This is a genomic window from Aquamicrobium terrae, assembly GCF_052978165.1.
In genome coordinates this window covers 1,114,457-1,131,758 of the sequence record NZ_JBRKLZ010000002.1, presented here as the reverse complement: position 1 = coordinate 1,131,758, position 17,302 = coordinate 1,114,457, and the positions used below count along the sequence as shown (strand labels likewise).

The 17,302-nt window shown below is 58.8% G+C and carries 20 protein-coding genes and 1 pseudogene; 16 read left to right on the top strand and 5 right to left on the bottom strand.

Annotated elements, in window-relative coordinates; translation table 11 throughout:
• Nucleotides 1-97: 97 nt before the first annotated feature.
• The 3 genes from ACVCNR_RS22560 (at nt 98) to ACVCNR_RS22550 (ending at nt 2,057) form a co-directional block, all read left to right on the top strand.
• A complete protein-coding gene (locus tag ACVCNR_RS22560) occupies nt 98-715 on the top strand; it encodes a nitroreductase family protein (protein ID WP_447076597.1) in 618 nt (205 codons plus the stop codon).
• Nucleotides 712-1,557, top strand: a complete 846-nt coding sequence (locus ACVCNR_RS22555; protein ID WP_447076596.1) for a DMT family transporter — start codon at nt 712-714, stop codon at nt 1,555-1,557. The genes ACVCNR_RS22560 and ACVCNR_RS22555 overlap by 4 nt, the downstream gene beginning before the upstream one ends.
• 185 nt (nt 1,558-1,742) lie before the next feature.
• On the top strand, nt 1,743-2,057 hold the full coding sequence (locus tag ACVCNR_RS22550) for a hypothetical protein (protein ID WP_447076595.1): 315 nt from the start codon (nt 1,743-1,745) through the stop codon (nt 2,055-2,057).
• A 40-nt stretch (nt 2,058-2,097) separates the two neighbouring features.
• On the opposite strand, the gene ACVCNR_RS22545 is transcribed toward ACVCNR_RS22550, so the two are convergent.
• The 3 genes and pseudogenes from ACVCNR_RS22545 to ACVCNR_RS22535 all read right to left on the bottom strand — a co-directional run bounded on the left by ACVCNR_RS22545 (nt 2,098) and on the right by ACVCNR_RS22535 (nt 3,026).
• Nucleotides 2,098-2,460: a lysozyme inhibitor LprI family protein gene (locus tag ACVCNR_RS22545; RefSeq protein ID WP_447076594.1), complete on the bottom strand. Its 363-nt coding sequence runs from the start codon at nt 2,458-2,460 to the stop codon at nt 2,098-2,100.
• Nucleotides 2,461-2,586: 126 nt separating this feature from the next.
• Nucleotides 2,587-2,679: pseudogene (locus ACVCNR_RS22540) on the bottom strand (plasmid stabilization protein); the annotation flags it as partial.
• A gap of 62 nt (nt 2,680-2,741) precedes the next feature.
• Nucleotides 2,742-3,026 (bottom strand): PRC-barrel domain containing protein, encoded by a 285-nt coding sequence (locus ACVCNR_RS22535; RefSeq protein WP_354196973.1) that lies wholly within the window; start codon nt 3,024-3,026, stop codon nt 2,742-2,744.
• 845 nt (nt 3,027-3,871) lie between these two features.
• Between ACVCNR_RS22535 and ACVCNR_RS22530 the strand changes: the two genes are divergently transcribed.
• The 8 genes from ACVCNR_RS22530 to ACVCNR_RS22495 all read left to right on the top strand — a co-directional run bounded on the left by ACVCNR_RS22530 (nt 3,872) and on the right by ACVCNR_RS22495 (nt 11,935).
• Nucleotides 3,872-4,624: a transporter substrate-binding domain-containing protein gene (locus ACVCNR_RS22530; RefSeq protein ID WP_354196975.1), complete on the top strand. Its 753-nt coding sequence runs from the start codon at nt 3,872-3,874 to the stop codon at nt 4,622-4,624.
• A 79-nt stretch (nt 4,625-4,703) separates the two neighbouring features.
• Nucleotides 4,704-5,399, top strand: coding sequence for an ABC transporter permease subunit (locus ACVCNR_RS22525; protein WP_447076593.1), 696 nt, complete (start codon nt 4,704-4,706; stop codon nt 5,397-5,399).
• On the top strand, nt 5,399-6,139 hold the full coding sequence (locus tag ACVCNR_RS22520) for an ABC transporter permease subunit (protein WP_354196979.1): 741 nt from the start codon (nt 5,399-5,401) through the stop codon (nt 6,137-6,139). Before ACVCNR_RS22525 ends, ACVCNR_RS22520 begins: the two co-directional genes overlap by 1 nt.
• Entirely contained in the window at nt 6,136-6,885 is a 750-nt protein-coding gene (locus ACVCNR_RS22515; RefSeq protein WP_447076592.1) for an amino acid ABC transporter ATP-binding protein, read from the top strand. The genes ACVCNR_RS22520 and ACVCNR_RS22515 overlap by 4 nt, the downstream gene beginning before the upstream one ends.
• 91 nt (nt 6,886-6,976) lie before the next feature.
• Nucleotides 6,977-8,224: a threonine synthase gene (locus ACVCNR_RS22510; RefSeq protein WP_447076591.1), complete on the top strand. Its 1,248-nt coding sequence runs from the start codon at nt 6,977-6,979 to the stop codon at nt 8,222-8,224.
• Nucleotides 8,225-8,246: 22 nt separating this feature from the next.
• A complete protein-coding gene (locus ACVCNR_RS22505) occupies nt 8,247-9,641 on the top strand; it encodes a M20/M25/M40 family metallo-hydrolase (protein ID WP_447076590.1) in 1,395 nt (464 codons plus the stop codon).
• Between the two features lie 33 nt (nt 9,642-9,674).
• Nucleotides 9,675-10,940, top strand: coding sequence for an MFS transporter (locus tag ACVCNR_RS22500; protein ID WP_447076589.1), 1,266 nt, complete (start codon nt 9,675-9,677; stop codon nt 10,938-10,940).
• The gene (locus ACVCNR_RS22495) at nt 10,937-11,935 is read left to right on the top strand and encodes a succinylglutamate desuccinylase/aspartoacylase family protein (RefSeq protein ID WP_354196989.1); all 999 of its coding nucleotides are present in this window, start codon (nt 10,937-10,939) and stop codon (nt 11,933-11,935) included. The genes ACVCNR_RS22500 and ACVCNR_RS22495 overlap by 4 nt, the downstream gene beginning before the upstream one ends.
• Before the next feature lie 2 nt (nt 11,936-11,937).
• Here ACVCNR_RS22495 and hutC read toward each other — a convergent pair whose 3' ends face one another.
• Nucleotides 11,938-12,708 carry a histidine utilization transcriptional repressor HutC gene (hutC, locus tag ACVCNR_RS22490; protein WP_354196991.1) on the bottom strand — a complete coding sequence of 257 codons (771 nt, stop codon included), beginning with the start codon at nt 12,706-12,708 and terminating at the stop codon, nt 11,938-11,940.
• A gap of 111 nt (nt 12,709-12,819) precedes the next feature.
• On the opposite strand from hutC, the gene ACVCNR_RS22485 reads away from it, so the two are divergent.
• Both ACVCNR_RS22485 and ACVCNR_RS22480 read left to right on the top strand, forming a co-directional pair.
• Nucleotides 12,820-14,001 carry a M24 family metallopeptidase gene (locus ACVCNR_RS22485; RefSeq protein ID WP_447076588.1) on the top strand — a complete coding sequence of 394 codons (1,182 nt, stop codon included), beginning with the start codon at nt 12,820-12,822 and terminating at the stop codon, nt 13,999-14,001.
• A 41-nt stretch (nt 14,002-14,042) separates the two neighbouring features.
• Nucleotides 14,043-14,456 carry a hypothetical protein gene (locus ACVCNR_RS22480; protein WP_447076587.1) on the top strand — a complete coding sequence of 138 codons (414 nt, stop codon included), beginning with the start codon at nt 14,043-14,045 and terminating at the stop codon, nt 14,454-14,456.
• 456 nt (nt 14,457-14,912) lie between these two features.
• On the opposite strand, the gene ACVCNR_RS22475 is transcribed toward ACVCNR_RS22480, so the two are convergent.
• Nucleotides 14,913-15,563, bottom strand: coding sequence for a TetR/AcrR family transcriptional regulator (locus tag ACVCNR_RS22475; protein ID WP_447076586.1), 651 nt, complete (start codon nt 15,561-15,563; stop codon nt 14,913-14,915).
• A gap of 442 nt (nt 15,564-16,005) precedes the next feature.
• On the opposite strand from ACVCNR_RS22475, the gene ACVCNR_RS22470 reads away from it, so the two are divergent.
• From ACVCNR_RS22470 to ACVCNR_RS22460, 3 genes are read left to right on the top strand one after another with little or no spacing between them, the layout of a single operon-like run.
• Nucleotides 16,006-16,548 carry a hypothetical protein gene (locus tag ACVCNR_RS22470; protein WP_447076585.1) on the top strand — a complete coding sequence of 181 codons (543 nt, stop codon included), beginning with the start codon at nt 16,006-16,008 and terminating at the stop codon, nt 16,546-16,548.
• Nucleotides 16,549-16,560: 12 nt separating this feature from the next.
• Complete coding sequence (locus tag ACVCNR_RS22465; RefSeq protein ID WP_447076584.1) at nt 16,561-16,950, top strand: hypothetical protein; 390 nt, start codon at nt 16,561-16,563, stop codon at nt 16,948-16,950.
• Nucleotides 16,951-16,986: 36 nt separating this feature from the next.
• Nucleotides 16,987-17,286, top strand: coding sequence for a hypothetical protein (locus tag ACVCNR_RS22460; RefSeq protein ID WP_447076583.1), 300 nt, complete (start codon nt 16,987-16,989; stop codon nt 17,284-17,286).
• Nucleotides 17,287-17,302: the final 16 nt, after the last annotated feature.

Sequence of the window (17,302 nt, the reverse complement as noted above, 5' to 3'; positions counted from 1 at the left end):
TTTCTGTTGGCTATGAATATCTTTCAAAATTATCGCATTCTGATCTGAGAGGGAACTCTTTATCTCCATGGCAACGAAATTTTGCCGGGAGATACCAATGCCCCATCCGACGATTGACCTGATCGAGCGACGCGTTTCCGCCAATCATTTCGATCCATCCCATACTTTGACGAACACCGAGATCGAAGACCTCGTACGGCTTGCAACGCGTGCGCCCACGGCCTTCAATCTTCAGAACTGGCGCTTCATTGCCGTGCGGAAAGCGGAGGCCAAAGCGAAACTGCGAGACCTTGCCTATGGTCAGGTCAAAGTTTCCGAAGCCGCTGTAACCTTCATTATCTGCGGGCAGTCGCCCGATCATGAAAGCCTGGGGGAGCGGCTGCGGCCGTTTGTTGAAACCGGCCTGATGCCGGAAGCGATGGCTTCTATTTGGCAGGGAAGTGTCCATGCAAAATATGCTGACGATCCCGCAGCGAGCCGCGATGAGGCCATCCGCTCGGCAACCCTTGGAACGGCAACGCTGATCTACGCAGCCGAGGCCATGGGGCTCGTGTCAGGCCCGATGGTCGGGTTCGACGCAGCCGCTGTTTCTCGTGAGTTCGGGCTCGCCGAGGGCGAGATCCCCGTCATGCTTCTTCCTGTCGGTCGCGCAGCACCAGGCAACTGGCCTCAGAAGCCGCGTCGTCCACTTTCCGAGGTCCTTCAGATATCATGAAACAGAACCTTTCGGACCTGTCGCTGACGGCCCTCGCGCCGATTGTGTGGGGCAGCACCTATATCGTGTCGACCGAATTCCTGGCCGGTTTCTCGCCGATGACCGTGGCCATGCTGCGGGCGTTACCGGCAGGCGTACTCCTGTTGGCGTTCGTACGCCAGTTACCGACCGGCATCTGGTGGCTGCGCTCCTTCATCCTGGGGGCGCTCAACATCTCGATCTTCCTGAGCATGTTGTTCGTCGCAGCTTATAGACTTCCTGGCGGTGTCGCTGGCACCATACTCTCGGCCCAACCGCTGATTGTCGTCTTTCTAGCTTCGCTCCTGCTGTCTGTACGGCTCCGCGCACCGGCGGTCCTGGGCGCATTGGCGGGCATGATCGGTGTTGCTTTGCTTGTCCTGACGCCGGACGCTGCGCTCGACCTCATCGGCATCGCAGCCGGACTGGCTGGTGCGGCCTCCATGGCCATGGGGGTAACTTTGGCGCGCAAGTGGCAGCCATCCGTGTCAGCACTCACCTTCACAGCATGGCAGTTGACCACGGGTGGTCTCCTGCTGGCTCCTGTCGTCGTGCTGGTCGATGGTTCCATTCCGGTTCCAACGCTCTCCAATCTGATGGGCCTTGTCTGGCTCGGGCTGATCGGCGCGGCTTTGACTTACGCGCTCTGGTTCCGTGGGATTGGACGGTTGGCGCCTTCGGTTGTGTCCTCGCTCCTGTTCCTCAGCCCCCTGACGGCGGTGCTGCTGGGATGGGTGTTCCTCGGGCAGTCCCTCATGGTGTTGCAGATCATCGGCATCGCTCTCATCATCGGCAGCATCTGGCTCATTCAACGCTCAAGCTGATCTGTCGCGTCGGGGCACACGGAGACCTGACTGGAATCTCCTGGTTCGCTGTACGGTCACCCTGAACCGTCCCAACAACCGCGAGGAGCAGAGCAGCATCGAGAGGGCCTATTAGCAGGAACGCCCACACTGACCTTTCCGGCACCGAAGGTGGATAATCAGCTAAGGACAAGGCAGTGGGCTGATTGGAGGCGCCCGGCCGCTGGTGGTATTCCGCTGCCATCACCGATATGGTGCTGTCGATGGCAGATCGCTTTCACATCGGAACATGTCCAAACTGTCGCCAGGGCCGGCTGTTCCTGTTTCGCAATCTGGTTAGTGGCGATGTCTATGGCCACTGCGAGGAGTGCGAACAGGGCTATAATACGCCTGACGATTTGGAAGCCAAAAACGGAGGCTTTCTCACTCTTCTCGACCAGGACGATGCCGAATGGGCGACAGAGGAGGAAGTTGGGCGTAGCGTCTGGGCCAACTACAAATTGTGGGTGGCTGACTTTTAGCCAAGCCCCGGGTGGGAAATGAACGGCCCGCCGACCTGAATTATTCAGACGGCACAGGGCAGGCCAGATCGCCTTCCTCGCAATTGAGGTAGGTTTTTAACTGGTCGGCTCTCTCCGACGTGAGTGCGGCCCTGCATGCTGCGATAACCAGGGGTGCGGCACTCCCGCCGTCTTCACCACTGGATTGGAAGGCGCATTCGGCATCCCGGAATGCGATCCAGGCCCGCTGCGCATGGACAAGTCGGGACTTGCCACCAGGATCATCGGATAGTCGGTGCTCGATCTGCTTGAAGGTGTTGTTCAGCTCCCGATCTGCTTTCTGATAATCTGCGGCCGGATCATCTGAAGCGTGAACGATACCAGCAGTTGAAAGTATGGACAGCAGCGCGAAAGCAAGGCGCATATCAATTTCCCCTCAGTGTTGCCACTCCAAGGAAATCACATATACCACCTACCGACAAGCGGCAGGGCTTGCTCGCCGGGTACGCTTAAAAGAAGTGAGGAAGCGGATTTGCCGCTCCCTCACCAGCTAATGATGGGTCTGCCCGGCGTTGCGTTTGGGTGTTTCCGCCGCTCTTCTGGCTGAGGCCGAACGTTCTTCCTTCGAGCAGGAAGCCGAAGCTTCAGATTCATCGCCCTTCTTTTCGTAGCTCTCGACTATGTGCCCGGCATTGCACCATCTCCTTAGTCGACGTGTTCCGGCATTTCCTTGAGCTGGTCCTTGGTCCAGGTCGTCACGGCGTGCACGTCGCCATCTTCATCGCGCATGAAGTCGAGTTCTCGCGCATCGACAGCGACGGGCTTGGCGCCGATGCCGAGGAAGCCGCCGACGTCGATCACCACCTGACTTCCGTGGAGATGGGATACGGAGCCGATCGTCTCATCATCCGGCCCGTAGATCGTTGCGCCTTCGAGCACTTCGGGGGTCAGCTCCGAGCTGGTCAGGCGTACGTGTTTGCTGTGGTCCATCGTATTTCCTCCTTGGGGCTTGAGGAGGGTCAACACATCAGCGAACGTTTCCGTTCCGAGCGAGCATGTTGAAATGGAAAATGTGATCGCTCTGGTTCGAGACAGCCTGACCAATCTCGGCTCGCGGATGGGCACGGGGCGGAGGCCCCTTACTCTTTTACGGCTTGACATGCTGACTGACGCGGAGATCGTCGATGTTTGCCGCGGAGCTTGAGACTGCCCCCGTCAATAGGTGGACAACCTGGCTGGCAGGAGCGAGGAACGGCCTAAAGCCTCATTCGGTATGGACTTGGCAATTCCGGAATTCCTTGGCCAGTCAACGTGCGAGCAACATGCGTACGACCCTTGGAGTGGTTGTGCGAGAGAAAGCCATGAGATGGCGAGCGGCGGCCCTTGCGACCGCCGCACCATGCGTCTCGAAGCGGGGTTCACCATGTCGAACGCGCGGTCCAGCACATACCAGCGGCAAGACGCAACCCGGGATGATCCTGCCTGCGTCCCGACGAGGACGCCTCTTCCCGCCCGTGAGGGCGGAACCCTTAAACCTTGTTCAAACCACTCTCCAGATTTATCTCCTTATGCCATTTCCGCAGGCCAGGCCTGGAACGGCGTCTTGCTACGCCACGTCGCGTGCAGAACGACTGCGAGCTTTCGAGCCACCGCCACAGCGGCATGCGGGGAGTTTCCGGAACGTTTGCAACAAAAGCCCGGATGCCATTTCCTCGAAAAGGTAAACATAGCTGGCTGCACCAAGCTTCACCAACTTATTTTCGAAGCGCCTTGACAAACATGCACAGCGCTATAATTTGGATTTGTAATTACAAATGAAGTGGGAGGTTACACCTATGAAAATGAACCGCTTTGCGGCCCTTTGTACGGCTGCCATAGCCATCGCGATTCCTTTCGCGTCGGGGGCGTCGGCGCGCGATCTTGTGCTTGCCAATGAAGGTGGGTTCCCCCCTTACAACATGACCAAGGCGGATGGGTCTCTCGAAGGCTTCGACATCGATATCGGCGACGCGATCTGCGCCATCATCGAAGCCAATTGCAGCTGGATCACCAACGAGTGGAGCGGCATCATACCGGCGCTTCAGGCTAGGAAGTTCGACGTCATCATCGGCGGGATGGGGATTACCGCCGAGCGCAAGAAGAGTGTGCTGTTCAGCGAGCCCTACGCACGGACCTATTCCTTCTTCGGCACGGTCAAAGGCAAGGAAGTCGACGTGACGCCCGATGCTCTGGCCGGAAAGGTGGTTGGCGTCCAGCAGGGGACGACAAACGCCGCCTATATTGAAACCCATTTCCCGAAAGCGGCTATCCAGATGTATCCCTCCATGGATGCACTGATCGCCGATCTCAGGATTGGTCGCATTGATGTGGCCTTTGGCGACGTCGAGCCTTTTACCGGCGAGGGTGGCGAGTCTGCTGCACTGGTGAAGGTTGGCGAGCCGCATGCGGTTTCCGAGGGCATCGGCATGGCTTTCCGGCAAGAGGACGCCGACCTGCGCGATCGGTTCAACGCGGCGTTGGCCCAGATGAAGAAGGACGGGAGCTGGCGTGAACTGGCCGACAAATGGGGCATCCCCGTCTACGAATAGCACAGCCGACAAGCAGATCGTTTCTGCGGCGGCGACCCAGTAAAAGCCTCAGTAAAAAATCAGATCAAGGCGGTTTCCGATGCTCGGCTATTTGGCTGCGGGATGGGGATGGCAGTTTGCCAATGCGTTTGGCATCAGCATCCTTGCCGCGATATCCAGTTTCTTTTTCAGCATGCTGATTGGCATCGGGCTCACGCTGTTCTCACGTGCCCCCATTCCGGGCAGCCGTGCCATTGTAAACAGTTACACCTATGTGTTCCGCAGCCTTCCCGACATTCTGTTGTTGCTGCTGATCTTCTATACATTGGACGGCGTTTTTCAGGCTGCACTCTCGGCGTTTTCGGGAGGGGCCAATGTTCGCCTGAGCCCGCTCGTACCGGCCATTATGTCCACCTCCATCGTGCTGGGCGCCTATGCCACCGAACTGTTCAGAGCGGGATGGGCGGACATTCCAGCTGGTCAGCACGAGGCAGGGCAAGCGCTGGGGTTGACCAGGCTGCAGTCACTGGTTCTGGTCATCCTGCCGCAGGTTTATAGCAAGATCATCCCACATCTCGGTGCGCTTTGGCTCATCTCGATGAAGGAGACTGCGCTGCTGAGCATTATCGGCATTTCCGACATCGTGCGGGTTGCTTCAATTGGCGCCCGCTCCACCGGGGCGCCCTTCACCTTCTACGGCATCGCCATCATCATCTTCATCGTGTTTGCCGCCGTCTCGGCGCGCGTGTTCAAACACCTTGAGCGCCGCTCGCAGACCACGGCAGGAGGCATCTGATGGAAAAGCTGATCGCCTATGCCCACGAGATCCTGCAAGGTCTTGGCACGACGCTGACCCTTTTCATCATCTCTCTGATGATCGGGTTTGTTTTGGCCGCTACCGTCGCCTCCTTCCAGATCGTCTTCAGGGGCCCGGTATCCCGCAGCGTATGGATGGCAATGTTTGCCATACGCGGCGTGCCGCTTCTGCTGATACTCTATGTCGTCTACTACGGTTTTCCCCTTTTGCCAGTGGTGCGCGAAACCTTTCTCTGGAGTGCGTTTTCGAGCCCGTTCTGGTGCTCGGTAATGTGTCTGGTGCTGGTAGAAGTTGCCTTCACCTCCGAAATCATGCGCGGCGCCTACTACCAGACACCCAAAGAGCAGGTTGAGGCTGCGCGCTCGCTGGGTTTGAGCAGGTTCCAGACCTTTCGGGTCGCCATTTTCCCGGCGATGATGCGCAACGGCTTTCCGGCCTACACAACCGAAGTCATCATGCTGTGCAAGTCCACCGCTCTGGCCTTCACGGTCACCGTGATGGACATCATGGGCTATGCCAACGAAATCCGTGCCCGTACGCTGGATGTCTACGAGCCCCTGCTCATCGCCGGAACCATATATATCTGCCTTGCCATCCTCTGCCGGACCGTCCTTGCGAAACTGTTTTCGCTGATCGGCCTGTCCGCTCCGGAGCAGCCCCGGTCGCGCCGGTGGTGGTCTCTTCAGACATTCACCAGAAACAGGGAGGTCCGGACATGATCGAGCATGCCGATCACGCGGCCATCACCATTTATTCCATGAGCAAGTGGTTTGGTACGTTCCGGGTGCTCGATGGCATCGACCTGACCGTGCGGGAGGGAGAGCGAATCGTGGTTTGCGGTCCCTCCGGCTCGGGCAAATCGACGATGATTCGTTGCATCAACGGCCTGGAACCCTTCAATGAGGGGAGGGTTGTCGTCAATGGCATCGACCTCACATCCAAGGCACGCATACTGAATTCAGTCCGGCGAAACGTCGGAATGGTGTTTCAGCAATTCAACCTCTTCCCGCATCTGACTGTTCTGGAGAACTGCACACTGGCGCCGCGCTGGGTGCACAAGGTATCGGAGCGCGAGGCTGAGCGGATGGCGCTGCATTATCTCGAAAAGGTGCGCATTCCGGAGCAGGCCGACAAATATCCAAGACAGCTGTCGGGCGGGCAGCAGCAGCGCGTTGCCATTGCGCGTTCGCTCTGCGTCAAGCCGCGCATCATGCTGTTTGACGAGCCCACCTCCTCTCTCGACCCTGAAATGGTCAAGGAAGTTCTCGATACCATGGCAGACCTTGCGCAGGACGGCATGACCATTGTCTGCGTCACGCACGAAATGGGTTTCGCGCGGCGCATTGCCGACCGCATGGTGTTCATGGATCGGGGCAGAATTGTAGAAGAAGCACCGCCGTCCGACTTTTTCTCCGCGCCCCGGCATCCCCGAACACAGCAATTTCTCGAGCAGATTCTCAACTAGCCCAGCAAGACTGACTTAGCCGCCGACCAGGAGCCGCCTTGCGGCGCCTGACGGATAGCTGCGCCTGTTCAAAACATAGTGGTAAGCATCGATGACACATATTTTCGGCAATACAGCATCACTGGCAAAGACGCAGAGGTCGCTAGGGCCGGAGGTTTTTGAATATCCGCTGCTGCCGGCCCAACTGCATGGCTGCATCCAGAGCGCGACGCCCGACATCCAGTATCCGCTCGAAGTCGACTATGACTATGCGGCGGTTCGGCAGGCGACATTCCGGCGCGGGAGCAACTGGTCGAACTGGGAAGAGTTGCTGCCGCCGCGCCATCCGAAGGTGAATATGCCGGTGGGCAATACGCCGCTGGTAGATGTCTCCGCACTGGCGCCGGCGCATGCCGCCCGCCGCGTTCTGGTCAAGGACGAAAGCCGCAATCCAACCTGGAGCCATAAGGATCGGCTCAATACCTTCACGGTCAGTGCTGCGCTCTATGAGAATGCACAAACCATTATCGTTGCCTCATCCGGCAATCACGGCGTGTCGGCCGCCGCCATGGCCAGTCGTGCCGGCCTCAGCTGTATCGTCCTGACCATGCCTGAAGTCAGTGAAGCGTTTCGCGACATGATCCTCGGTTATGGCGCCTATCCGATCTACCTGAGCGCCGACGACCGCTGGCCCGCCATGCGCCAGTTGCAGGAGCTGCCCGGCTTCTATCCGGTCAGCAATCTGACAACAACACATACCGGCCATCCCTGGGGACCGGAGGGCTACAAGACGATCGCCTACGAAATTCTGGCCGAACTTAATGGTGAAATCCCGGCCGCCGTTGTGGTGCCGACCGGATATGGCGAAATGCTCTACGGCATCTACAAGGGTTTCACGGAGGTCCAGCGGCTGGGGCATATAAACCGGATCCCGCAACTGGTGTCGGTGGAGCCTGCAGCACGCGGCCCGCTTTATCATGCACTGAAGGCCGGACGTGCGGCCGTCACGGTAGCGGCCGGGCCGACCGTGCAGTCAGGGACGGCAACCACGGTCAACGGTTATCGCTCGGTCGTGGCCATCCGGGAAAGTCGGGGCATCGCCATGGTCGTTACCGACGAGGCGGCGCGGGCGGCCCACAGGGCGATGGCACAGCAAGGACTCTGGCAGGAGATTTCATCGAGCGCAGCTCTGGCGGCACTTAACATGGTTGAGCGCTTTGAAAATGACGGCCCCATCGTGCTCATGGGATGTTCCACCGGTCTGAAGGAGCCGACGAAGCCCGCGCAGGCACATGCGATAGCGCCCGATATCGCTTCGCTGCGAGCCTATCTCAAAACCGAATTCGGTTTCGAATTCTGAGCGTATCGGCGGAGAAACGAGCATGACAGCGATCGAGGGCGTTCTGGCCAATGTCGATGCCAATCTGGACACGGCGATCCGTAAACTTCTGGCGCTGCTGGCCATCCCCTCGATATCGGGCGATCCTGCTTACGCGGGTTCCGTGGAGGCGGCGGCCGGCTGGCTCCAGGGCGAGTTGTCGGGCCTTGGCTTTGATGCCCGCATCGTGCCCACCGCCGGGCTGCCGGTCGTGCTCGCCCATTCGCGGCCGGACATGCACGAGGAGGGGCCGGGCCTGCTGTTCTACGGACACTATGATGTGCAGCCGGTGGGTAATCTGGAGGACTGGACCCATCCGCCCTTCGAACCTTCGCTGATCATGGAAGACGGACTGCGCCGCTTCTATGCCCGTGGTTCCTCGGACAGCAAAAGCCAGCTGTGGACTTTCATTGAGGCACTGAGAGCGTGGAAGGAAACGCGCGGCGCATTTCCCGGCAAAATTACCATCCTGCTGGAAGGCGAGGAAGAGGCTGGCTCGGCCAGCTTACCCGCCTTCATCCGCGACCACCGGGATGAGCTGCAATGCGATGTCGCCTTCATCTGCGATTCCGATATGTGGTCGCCAACGCAGGCAGCCCTCACCACCCAGCTCAAGGGACTGGTTCATGAGAAGGTTACGATCTCTGGACCAAATCCTGATCTCCATTCCGGCTTTTTTGGCGCGGTGGCAGCAAATCCGATCCGTATCCTGAGCAATATCCTTTCAAGCCTGCACGATGCGACCGGAAAGGTCGCCATTGACGGCTTCTACGACGGCGTGCCGGATATTCCCGAGACCCTGCGGTGCCAGTGGCAGTCCCTGTGCGAAGGGGCGCATATGCTTGAAAGCACAGATCTGCGCGGAGGATCCATCGAGGCGGGCTATTCGCCGCTCGAAGCCATTTGGGGGCGGCCCACGGTCGACATGAATGGCATTACCGCTGGCAATCAGGGGCCCGGCGAGCGCTCGGTTCTGCCCGGATCGGCCACGGCGCGGTTGTCGTTCAGGCTTGTGAACGGTCAGGACCCCGAAACTGTCCGGGAAAAATTTCGAACCTTCGTGCGCCGACAGGTGCCGGACGGTTGCCGGGTGGAATTCGAAGGCGCCAATGGCAGCCGGGCTCTGGTAACAAGGCCGGAGAACCCCTTCCTGCAAGCTGTTTCAGATGGTCTCGAGGCCGAATGGCAGACGCCGACGGTTCACAAGGGAAGCGGTGGATCGGTGCCGCTGGCTGAAATGTTCAGCGACGTGCTTTCGGTCGAGTGCATCATCATCGGCTTCATCCTGTCTGACGATGCCATTCACGGACCCGATGAGCACTATGACGTGGAGCGCTTTCACAAAGGCGCGCGGAGCTGGGTGCGTATACTCGACAGGATCGCAGGCCTGAAGACATAGAACTCCCGTTCCTTCTCATCGGTATGGTTTGCTATGCGAAACTCAGGTTTCACCCTGCCTGACGGAAAATTTGTACGGCTTTGGACGGGGAGTGCGTCATCAGGGATGGCAACATGGGCGCTGCCTTTCCTCATGGGATTTGCAGTGTCGAATGGGGTCCTTTCTTCCGTAGTCCTTGGATCATCGCTGGCTATCCGAACAGTTGGTTTCCTGATCGCCGTTCCGATCGGCGGCATTCTGGCGGACCGTCTCGGCAGTCGCCGCATATTGTTTGCATCAGGCCTGATCGCTGCCGGCGGCACGGTTCTGGTGATGCATTATCTGGGTGCAAACGATGTCTGCGCTCAGATGGTATTTGCTCTTGGAATGTTTCTTTCCGGCGCGGGACAGGGTGCCTGCCGTCCAGCCTATCAGGCGATCGTCCCGATGCTCGTGGCCCCCAAAAACCTGCAGAGCGCGAATGCAGCGCTGAGCCTTGCCGTGCGGGCGACGAATCTTACAGGGCCGGCTGCCGCAACGCTTCTTGCCGCGACTGCGGGCCTCAATGTTGCGTTTGTCGCAATTGCGCTTCTTTGGCTTCTAAGCGCTATGTTGCCACCATGGCCGCAAACGCCGCACACGGACAGAAGCCCCGGCAACGCGCGACGCACTCTGCTCAATCGCATCGCGGATGACCTTGCAGAAGGCTTCAGGGAGGCCCTGCGGCACTCCTGGTTCGTTGCCGGGCTCGGAGCGCTGGCTCTCGTTATAGGGGCTGGCTATTCGGTGACCTCCGTTCTCCTGCCCGTGCTCAGCAATCAGGTATATGACGGGCCCGTTCTGCTGACCGGATGTACTATGGCGCTGCTATGCGGGGCGATGGCGGGCGCCCTCACAGTTGCCCGGTGGCAACCAGACTACCGGGGGCGATGGGCGATTGGAGGGCTTTGCATTTACGGCTTCGTTCCGCTCAGCCTGCTGGTCCCGGAGCATTTCTGGATTCCATTGATTGCCTACTTCATTGCCGGCTGGGGTCTGGAATTGTTCAACGTCATATGGTTCACCGCCATCCAGCAGGAAGTATCGCCTGACAAGCTGGCGCGGGTATCGTCGCTGGACTTCATCGTCTCCTATGGCCTCGCCCCTGTCGGGCTTTCAGCGATTGGTCCACTTTCGGTCCATTTCGGAGCCACGCCGATATTGCTGGCCGCCTCGGTCATTTGTATCGGCGCAGCATCGCTGGCGCTGGCCATACCATCAAGTTCGTATTTCAGCACCGAAACCGCCGGAACACCATCGCCCGGCAGGAGAGAAAAATGACGGGACAAGTGTGGACCACAATCGATTTCGACAAACGCGGCATCCAGTCCGATTTTGCCCGGGTGCCCAATTCCACGGATAGCTCGGCCTATGGCTGGGTTCCCGTTCCGATGCTGTGCTTCAACGGCGGCGAGGGTCCAACGGTCCTGCTTACCGCCGGTACCCATGGCGACGAATATGAGGGGCAGATCGTGCTGCGGCGGCTTGCGCGGGAGCTGGCTGGAACAAGGCTGCGCGGACGGGTCATCATGCTGCCTGCGCTCAACCAGCCCGCAGTCGTCGCGGGGCGGCGCAACTCGCCGCTCGACGGCGGCAATCTCAATCGCGTCTTTCCGGGCAACCCGCGTGGCACGGTCACGGAACAAATCGCGCATTTCGTTGTGAAGACCCTGTTTCCGCTGGCCGATTATGTGATCGATCTTCATTCAGGCGGCAGTTCACTGGACTATTTGCCGGTTGCCTTTGCCCATCGTGGCCGCAATCGGGAACAGGCGGAACGCATAGAGACCCTGCTTGAGCATTTCGCAGCGCCCAATACGGTACTGACCGATGGACGCGGGGGAGGTGGAGACACGACACTTTATGCCTCGGCGGCCGCGCATGGCCTTGCCGCGCTCACCACAGAACTGGGAGGCGGAACGGGTTTGTCGCAACGCGGTGCTGCCATCGGCGAGGCGGGTGTGAGGCGTGTATTGCGGCATCTGGGCGTCGCCCCCGAGCTGGCAGCGCCTGAGCCTGAAAGCAGGCGGGAATTGCGCATGCTTCCACCGGAGACGTCGATCTACGCTCTGGCGGACGGCCTGTTCGAGCCGCTGATCGAAGTCGGGCAGCTCGTGCGGGCGGGGGATGTTGCCGGCTACATGCATCAGATCAGTTCGCCGCTGACCAGTCCTGCCGAACTGCGCCTTAACGCCGATGGCATCGTCATCTACCGACGCTTCCCGGTATTGAGCGCACCGGGAGATGCCCTGATAGGGTTCGCCGTGCCGGTCTGACGTCAGGTAATGCCCGAAGCGGGCAGCAACGGATTGAACTCACCAACAAACTCGTTGCGATATCCGGGAAAGGATAGCCTGACCCAGGTTACGACATCGTCGTCGGCCCAACTACGGCGCTCGGAGACAAGAAGAGGCTCCCCTTGCGCGAGACCAAGAGCATTGGCGATCCTGCGGCCGGGCAGGGTGGCCTTAACCGTATTGATCAGCTTGGTGCAGGGCAGACGTGCCAGCAGCCACTGATTGGGCAAAACGGACTGGAAGGATTCTGCCTCTGCTTCGGGAACGACGGAGAGGCGAATAAGCCGCTCCTCGAAAACTTCACCGACGTCATTGGCTTTGTGCAGCAAGGAAAGCCGAAGCAGCTTCTCGTCGCCATCGACATCGGTCCATATCTCGAACTCACGAGCTGTGATGACTCGCCGCTCCAGTACGTCGAAACTGTATCGGCGTCCACTTTTCTCGATTTCGTTCTGAATGTCGATAACGCCGATGACAGCATGATTGTCGGTGCGTTCACTGACAAAAGTGCCGAGACGAGGGCGTCGGGTGATAAGCTTGGCGTCAGCAAGATTGCGGAGAACTTTGTTCAGCGGATTGCGCGAAACGCCCAGATGGCGCGCCAGCTCTTCTTCCGGAGGAATGTGATAACCCGGTGGCCAGGCGCCGCTCTGAATCTTCGCACGGATGGCGCGCTCGATCTGCTGGTGTCGTGGCCCATTGCCTTCGAGCACCAGATCGAATGAAGCAGTCTTGTCCTTGTCTGTCGCCATGTCCTCCCCGCTATTTGCGACGACCAAAAATCCTGTATAAGCGTGCAGAATTGTGATTACAATATTAGCGCAGGCATGTCTTGCCCCGGCTTTCCGGCAAAAGGGGACCAGATGAATTTCAGACAGGATGGGCATGCTCTGGCCGCCGAACGCCGGACACGCTTTTTCAGCCGGACAGCAGTAGGGGCCGACGTGGTGGTGGCGTTCCAGCCCGCCAACCGGGGCTATCTGACAGGCTATTTCAGCATGGCGCAGGATATTGTGCCCGGTTACCGCTCGGCTGTCGTGGCAACTGCATCGAAGTTGGTGCTGGTCACGGGTGCCGCCGATGCCGGGCCGGCTCTCGAATGGGTCGGTGGTGCAGATGCGCTCTTCCGTTACGGGACGTTCTATTTCGAATCGGCTTCCGATCAGCTTGATCTGGATGTCGGGTGCCCGACCTATCCAGATTTCGATGCCGCTCTCATTGCCGCCGTCGATGCTGTTTCTCATCCCGGCGACACCATTGGCCTGGATCTGGTATCAATGAACGATCCCATGGCAGCACCACTGCTGGAGCGGCTGCAGCCGATCCAGCCGGTGTCGGTTTTCACAGCTCTCGCTGAAGCACGTTGCATTAAACTGCCGGGTGAGCTGGAGCGCATCCACCATGCCACGAAGCTGGTCGAACTGGGCCTCGAAACTGTACGAACCACGCTGCGGCCTGGCATGACCGAGGCGGAGATTGCCGCGGTTATGACCTCCGAAATGGTAGCAGGTGGCGCGCGACCTTATTTTGTCAGCGTGACTTCCGGGCCGCGTACGGCTTTGGCTGATGCCTATCCAACGGGGAGAGAAATCGGTCGGGGCGAGTTGTTGCGCATCGATGCCGGATGCGTTGTAGACGGCTTCTGCTCCGATATGGCGCGAACATTTGTTATTGGTGAGCCGGATGCCCTGATCGCCAAGCGTCACGACGCCATCGTGCAGGGGCTGCATCGGGAGCTTGAACTGGTCCGGGCGGGTGTTTCCGCCGACAGCCTGTTCCGGGAAACCATCGAAACCGTGCGCAGGCATGGCATTCCCGATTATCGCCGACACCATTGTGGACATGGATTGGGAATTGGCGGCTATGAAATGCCGATCATTGCTGCCGGCGTGGAGACCTCATTGCAGGCAGACATGTGTCTCTGCGTCGAAACCCCCTTCTATGAGCTCGGCTGGGGTGGCATGATGATTGAAGACACGATCGTGGTGACCGAGACCGGTTATGAGCCGATCACCACGATTTCGCAGGAATTGTTCGTTTGCTGAGCTGAACTTCTCCCCAACCCTTGAACAGATTTTAGCGGGAATTGAGCTACTTTCTGCACCTGCTGATCGGGTTGGTTTTCCTTGATTGCCTGCCAATATCCGGTCGCCTGAGTTGGTCGAAGTGCGACGTGTCTACACCTCACGGGCGCCGCACGCAGTATGCGCATTTCACGCTTAGGTTCATCGTCCAGACGATGTGGTTGGGCTTGCAGCGGCTCGGCTGGCGCGGCGGCAGCCTGTTCGATCCGAGTATCGGCACGGGCATCTTGATGGGCGGTAATGCGACGGAGCATAGCGTGATCACTTGCTGGGAGAATGACGACGCAATCTCCCAACTCGACCGCTCGAAAAGTTATTGGGCCACGGAGACCCGGATAATGACCGTGGGGTTTCTCGCCGACGAGCAAACCACCGAGGTGTACGACGGAAATCTGGCGGATATCTCTCTGCTGTAGCTACTGGCTGGCGCTTCTTCTCTTTCCATCTAGCCGGAGTTGCCGTGATATCGGGTCCGATCAAGGGGCAGCGTACAAGCAGATTGTAGGCCTGACTGGTTGACAAGCGCAGCTCGACGGCCTCGGCCGCGCGTCTGCCGGAATAAAGCCTGGCGTTCTGGCTATCGGTGGTCGACTTTCAGCCCGGCAACACACTGTGACTGATCGTGCAGAAATCGAGCAAATCTAATCGTGCCATCGAGATCGGTAGCTTCACACGTTTCCCGGCCTACCATCGCGTGCGCGTCGTCCACCGTGTAAATCCGAGAACTCGCCACGATCTTTATGGTGCATCTCCATCATCCCTTCGCAATACGGCGCGTGGTCGCCTTCGTCCTTTTCAGCTCCGTCTGCGTGCACCTCATCGAGTAGAAAGTTCCCCCAGCCGGCGATCCAAAATCGGGGATCTCAGGTCCACTAGAGCCGATCATGGACGGCTGACACAAGTTGCGGGACATTCAACTCGATAGGACCTGCGGATCTGAGGCAAGTCTGCATGAGATTATCGACCAGGCGCTTCTCCTCGCCAGCTTGTAACGCCTTGCTCAGAGGCCCGACCAAGGTTTCCACGATAGCCCCGACGATGCACATGGAGGTGATCCCGGCGTCCTGGCGAACGAACTCACCTGCTTCGATACCCTCGTTGATCACGTTTTCGATGATTGCCCGGTATGGCTCACGGAATTTCAGCCTTTCCGTGTCGATGTCCTGATTGACGGATTCGACAAGCAGGGCCCACGCCAGCTTGCGGCCGGCTAGCGCTCGCCGGGCAAAGCTTCCGACCATTCGAGCCAAGCGTTCAGGTGCTGCGCCCTTCGCTTCGGCAACCTCGCGAAAGGCTTCGATCTCATGTCGGGAAGCGCGCTTGTACACTTCCGAAAACAGAGCCGTCTTCGACGGAAAGTGAACGTAGACGCTGCCTGTCGAAACGCCGGCTTCCTTGGCAATGTCGGGAATACTCGTCCTCCCATAGCCGGATTCCGCCACGAGGCGATGCGCCGCCATCACGATCTGCTCGCGCGCGGCGTCGATCCGGCCTTGCATCTTGGGTGTGCGGCGGTAGGCCATTAAGTATTGAACCCCAATTCATTCTTTTGTATCGTGCTTCTTACAACAGATTGATCCGTCATGTCTCGGTCTTGAGGAAGTCAGGATGAAACACGGACCACAAGCTGGAATCTTACTTTGGCCGCGCGAATTGCGCGAGTGGATGTCGGCCGGATCGTCCAGGAACAATTCGGAGGAGTGGCTGAACGATCCTGCTCGGCAAGGAGCTTGCCGCCGAGTGGGGCGGCTGGGTGGTCTATGTCCAGGCGAATCTTGCCGACGTCCCGGCCATCGCCTTGTACGAAAAGTTCGGTGTCCGGGAGGACGTCCTGCATTTCGACATCGCAGTCGTTGCCAAACGCATGGATAAAGGGGCTGTGAAGAGGCCATCGGCAGGCTACCCGCCCGGCACATAGCGGCGTTTCCTTGTCACCGCTTTCGTCACTCCTATGGAGGAAATCCCATGAGACCAATTGTTGCAGCCGTTTTTCTTGTCGGCGGCCTCCTTTGCGGCCTTCCGGCCTCCGCCCAGACTCCAGGATCTACGGCAGCCTTTGAGATGCCGCTCAACGTCGATGACTGGCGACCGGACATTGTCGGGCAGAACGGCATGTATCGGTTTCGACAGGCGCAGGGCGGCTGCCAGATTACCTTCGTACAAAATCTCGGTGCGGATGCGGCAAAGGCGGCGGGCCGCACAACGGCCGATACGATCGAAGCCTATGTGAAACGCTTGAGCGCGCAGGTCGGCGATGTGATGAGGACCAAAGCTCCCGACCTCGTGCTGCGAGCCAACATCGGAAATCCGGTAACCTTCATGTCGGAGGAGGTTCGCTATCGTGGGAACGACGGCGCTGAGTATCGCAACCGGATTGCGACCCAATGGGTGGAGGCCGTGGAACTGTTGATCGTCGCTGCCTGTCCGTCCAGCGAATGGGAGAGCCAGAAAGCTGCCATCGACGCTTTCATCAATAAGGTCTCCGTACATCGCTCGACGAAATTATAAAGGAGAGCCTGCATGAAACAATACAATGAAGCAGGGCGCGCTGCTTGCTCATATCTAGCAGGTTGGATCGTCGATGGATGGCGCAGCGCGACAATTCTGGCGATCGCTGCTCTCAGTCAGCCCGCTTCGGCGCAGACGGGGCATTTTCCCCATGCGCGGGAAACGAATGAGCAATTGATCGCCCTCTACGACAAGGCTGCGGACCTATGCGTGCGCAATCCTCATCGAGACGTCGAGGTGGCGGTCGCGTGCCAATCCATGGCGATCTATGGAATGGCCCTCAACGAACGCGGCATGTGCCGCGGTAAGCAGGATGAGGCCAATGCCTTCCACAAATGGCATGAATGTGAGGCTGGCTCGATGCGCTTTCCCGAAGTCGAGCTGCCCGCGAGTTTCCGATAATCGTAGGCGCACGGGGCGAATGGAGGCTTCGCGCATATGAAAAAAGCTCGCAGAAAAGCCAGGGCGATCCTCATCAAGAGGATCAAGCAGATCGGAATGATTGCAAGCGGGGCAGGGTTCTTTTCATGGGCGACCTACAATGTAATACTGTTGATAATGGACGGTACGGTATACGGTGGGTCATACGGGTATCGCCGCTGGCTTCGCTATGAGGTAGACGGCGCCACATTCGTGGCGCACGCCGTTATGCATATTGTCGTTCTGGCTGCGCTCGCATTTGTGGGCCTTTTGTATGCGGTTCATTTTATGAAAGTCGTGAAAGCGCGTTGGTTGTAAACGGTAACGGCGTACC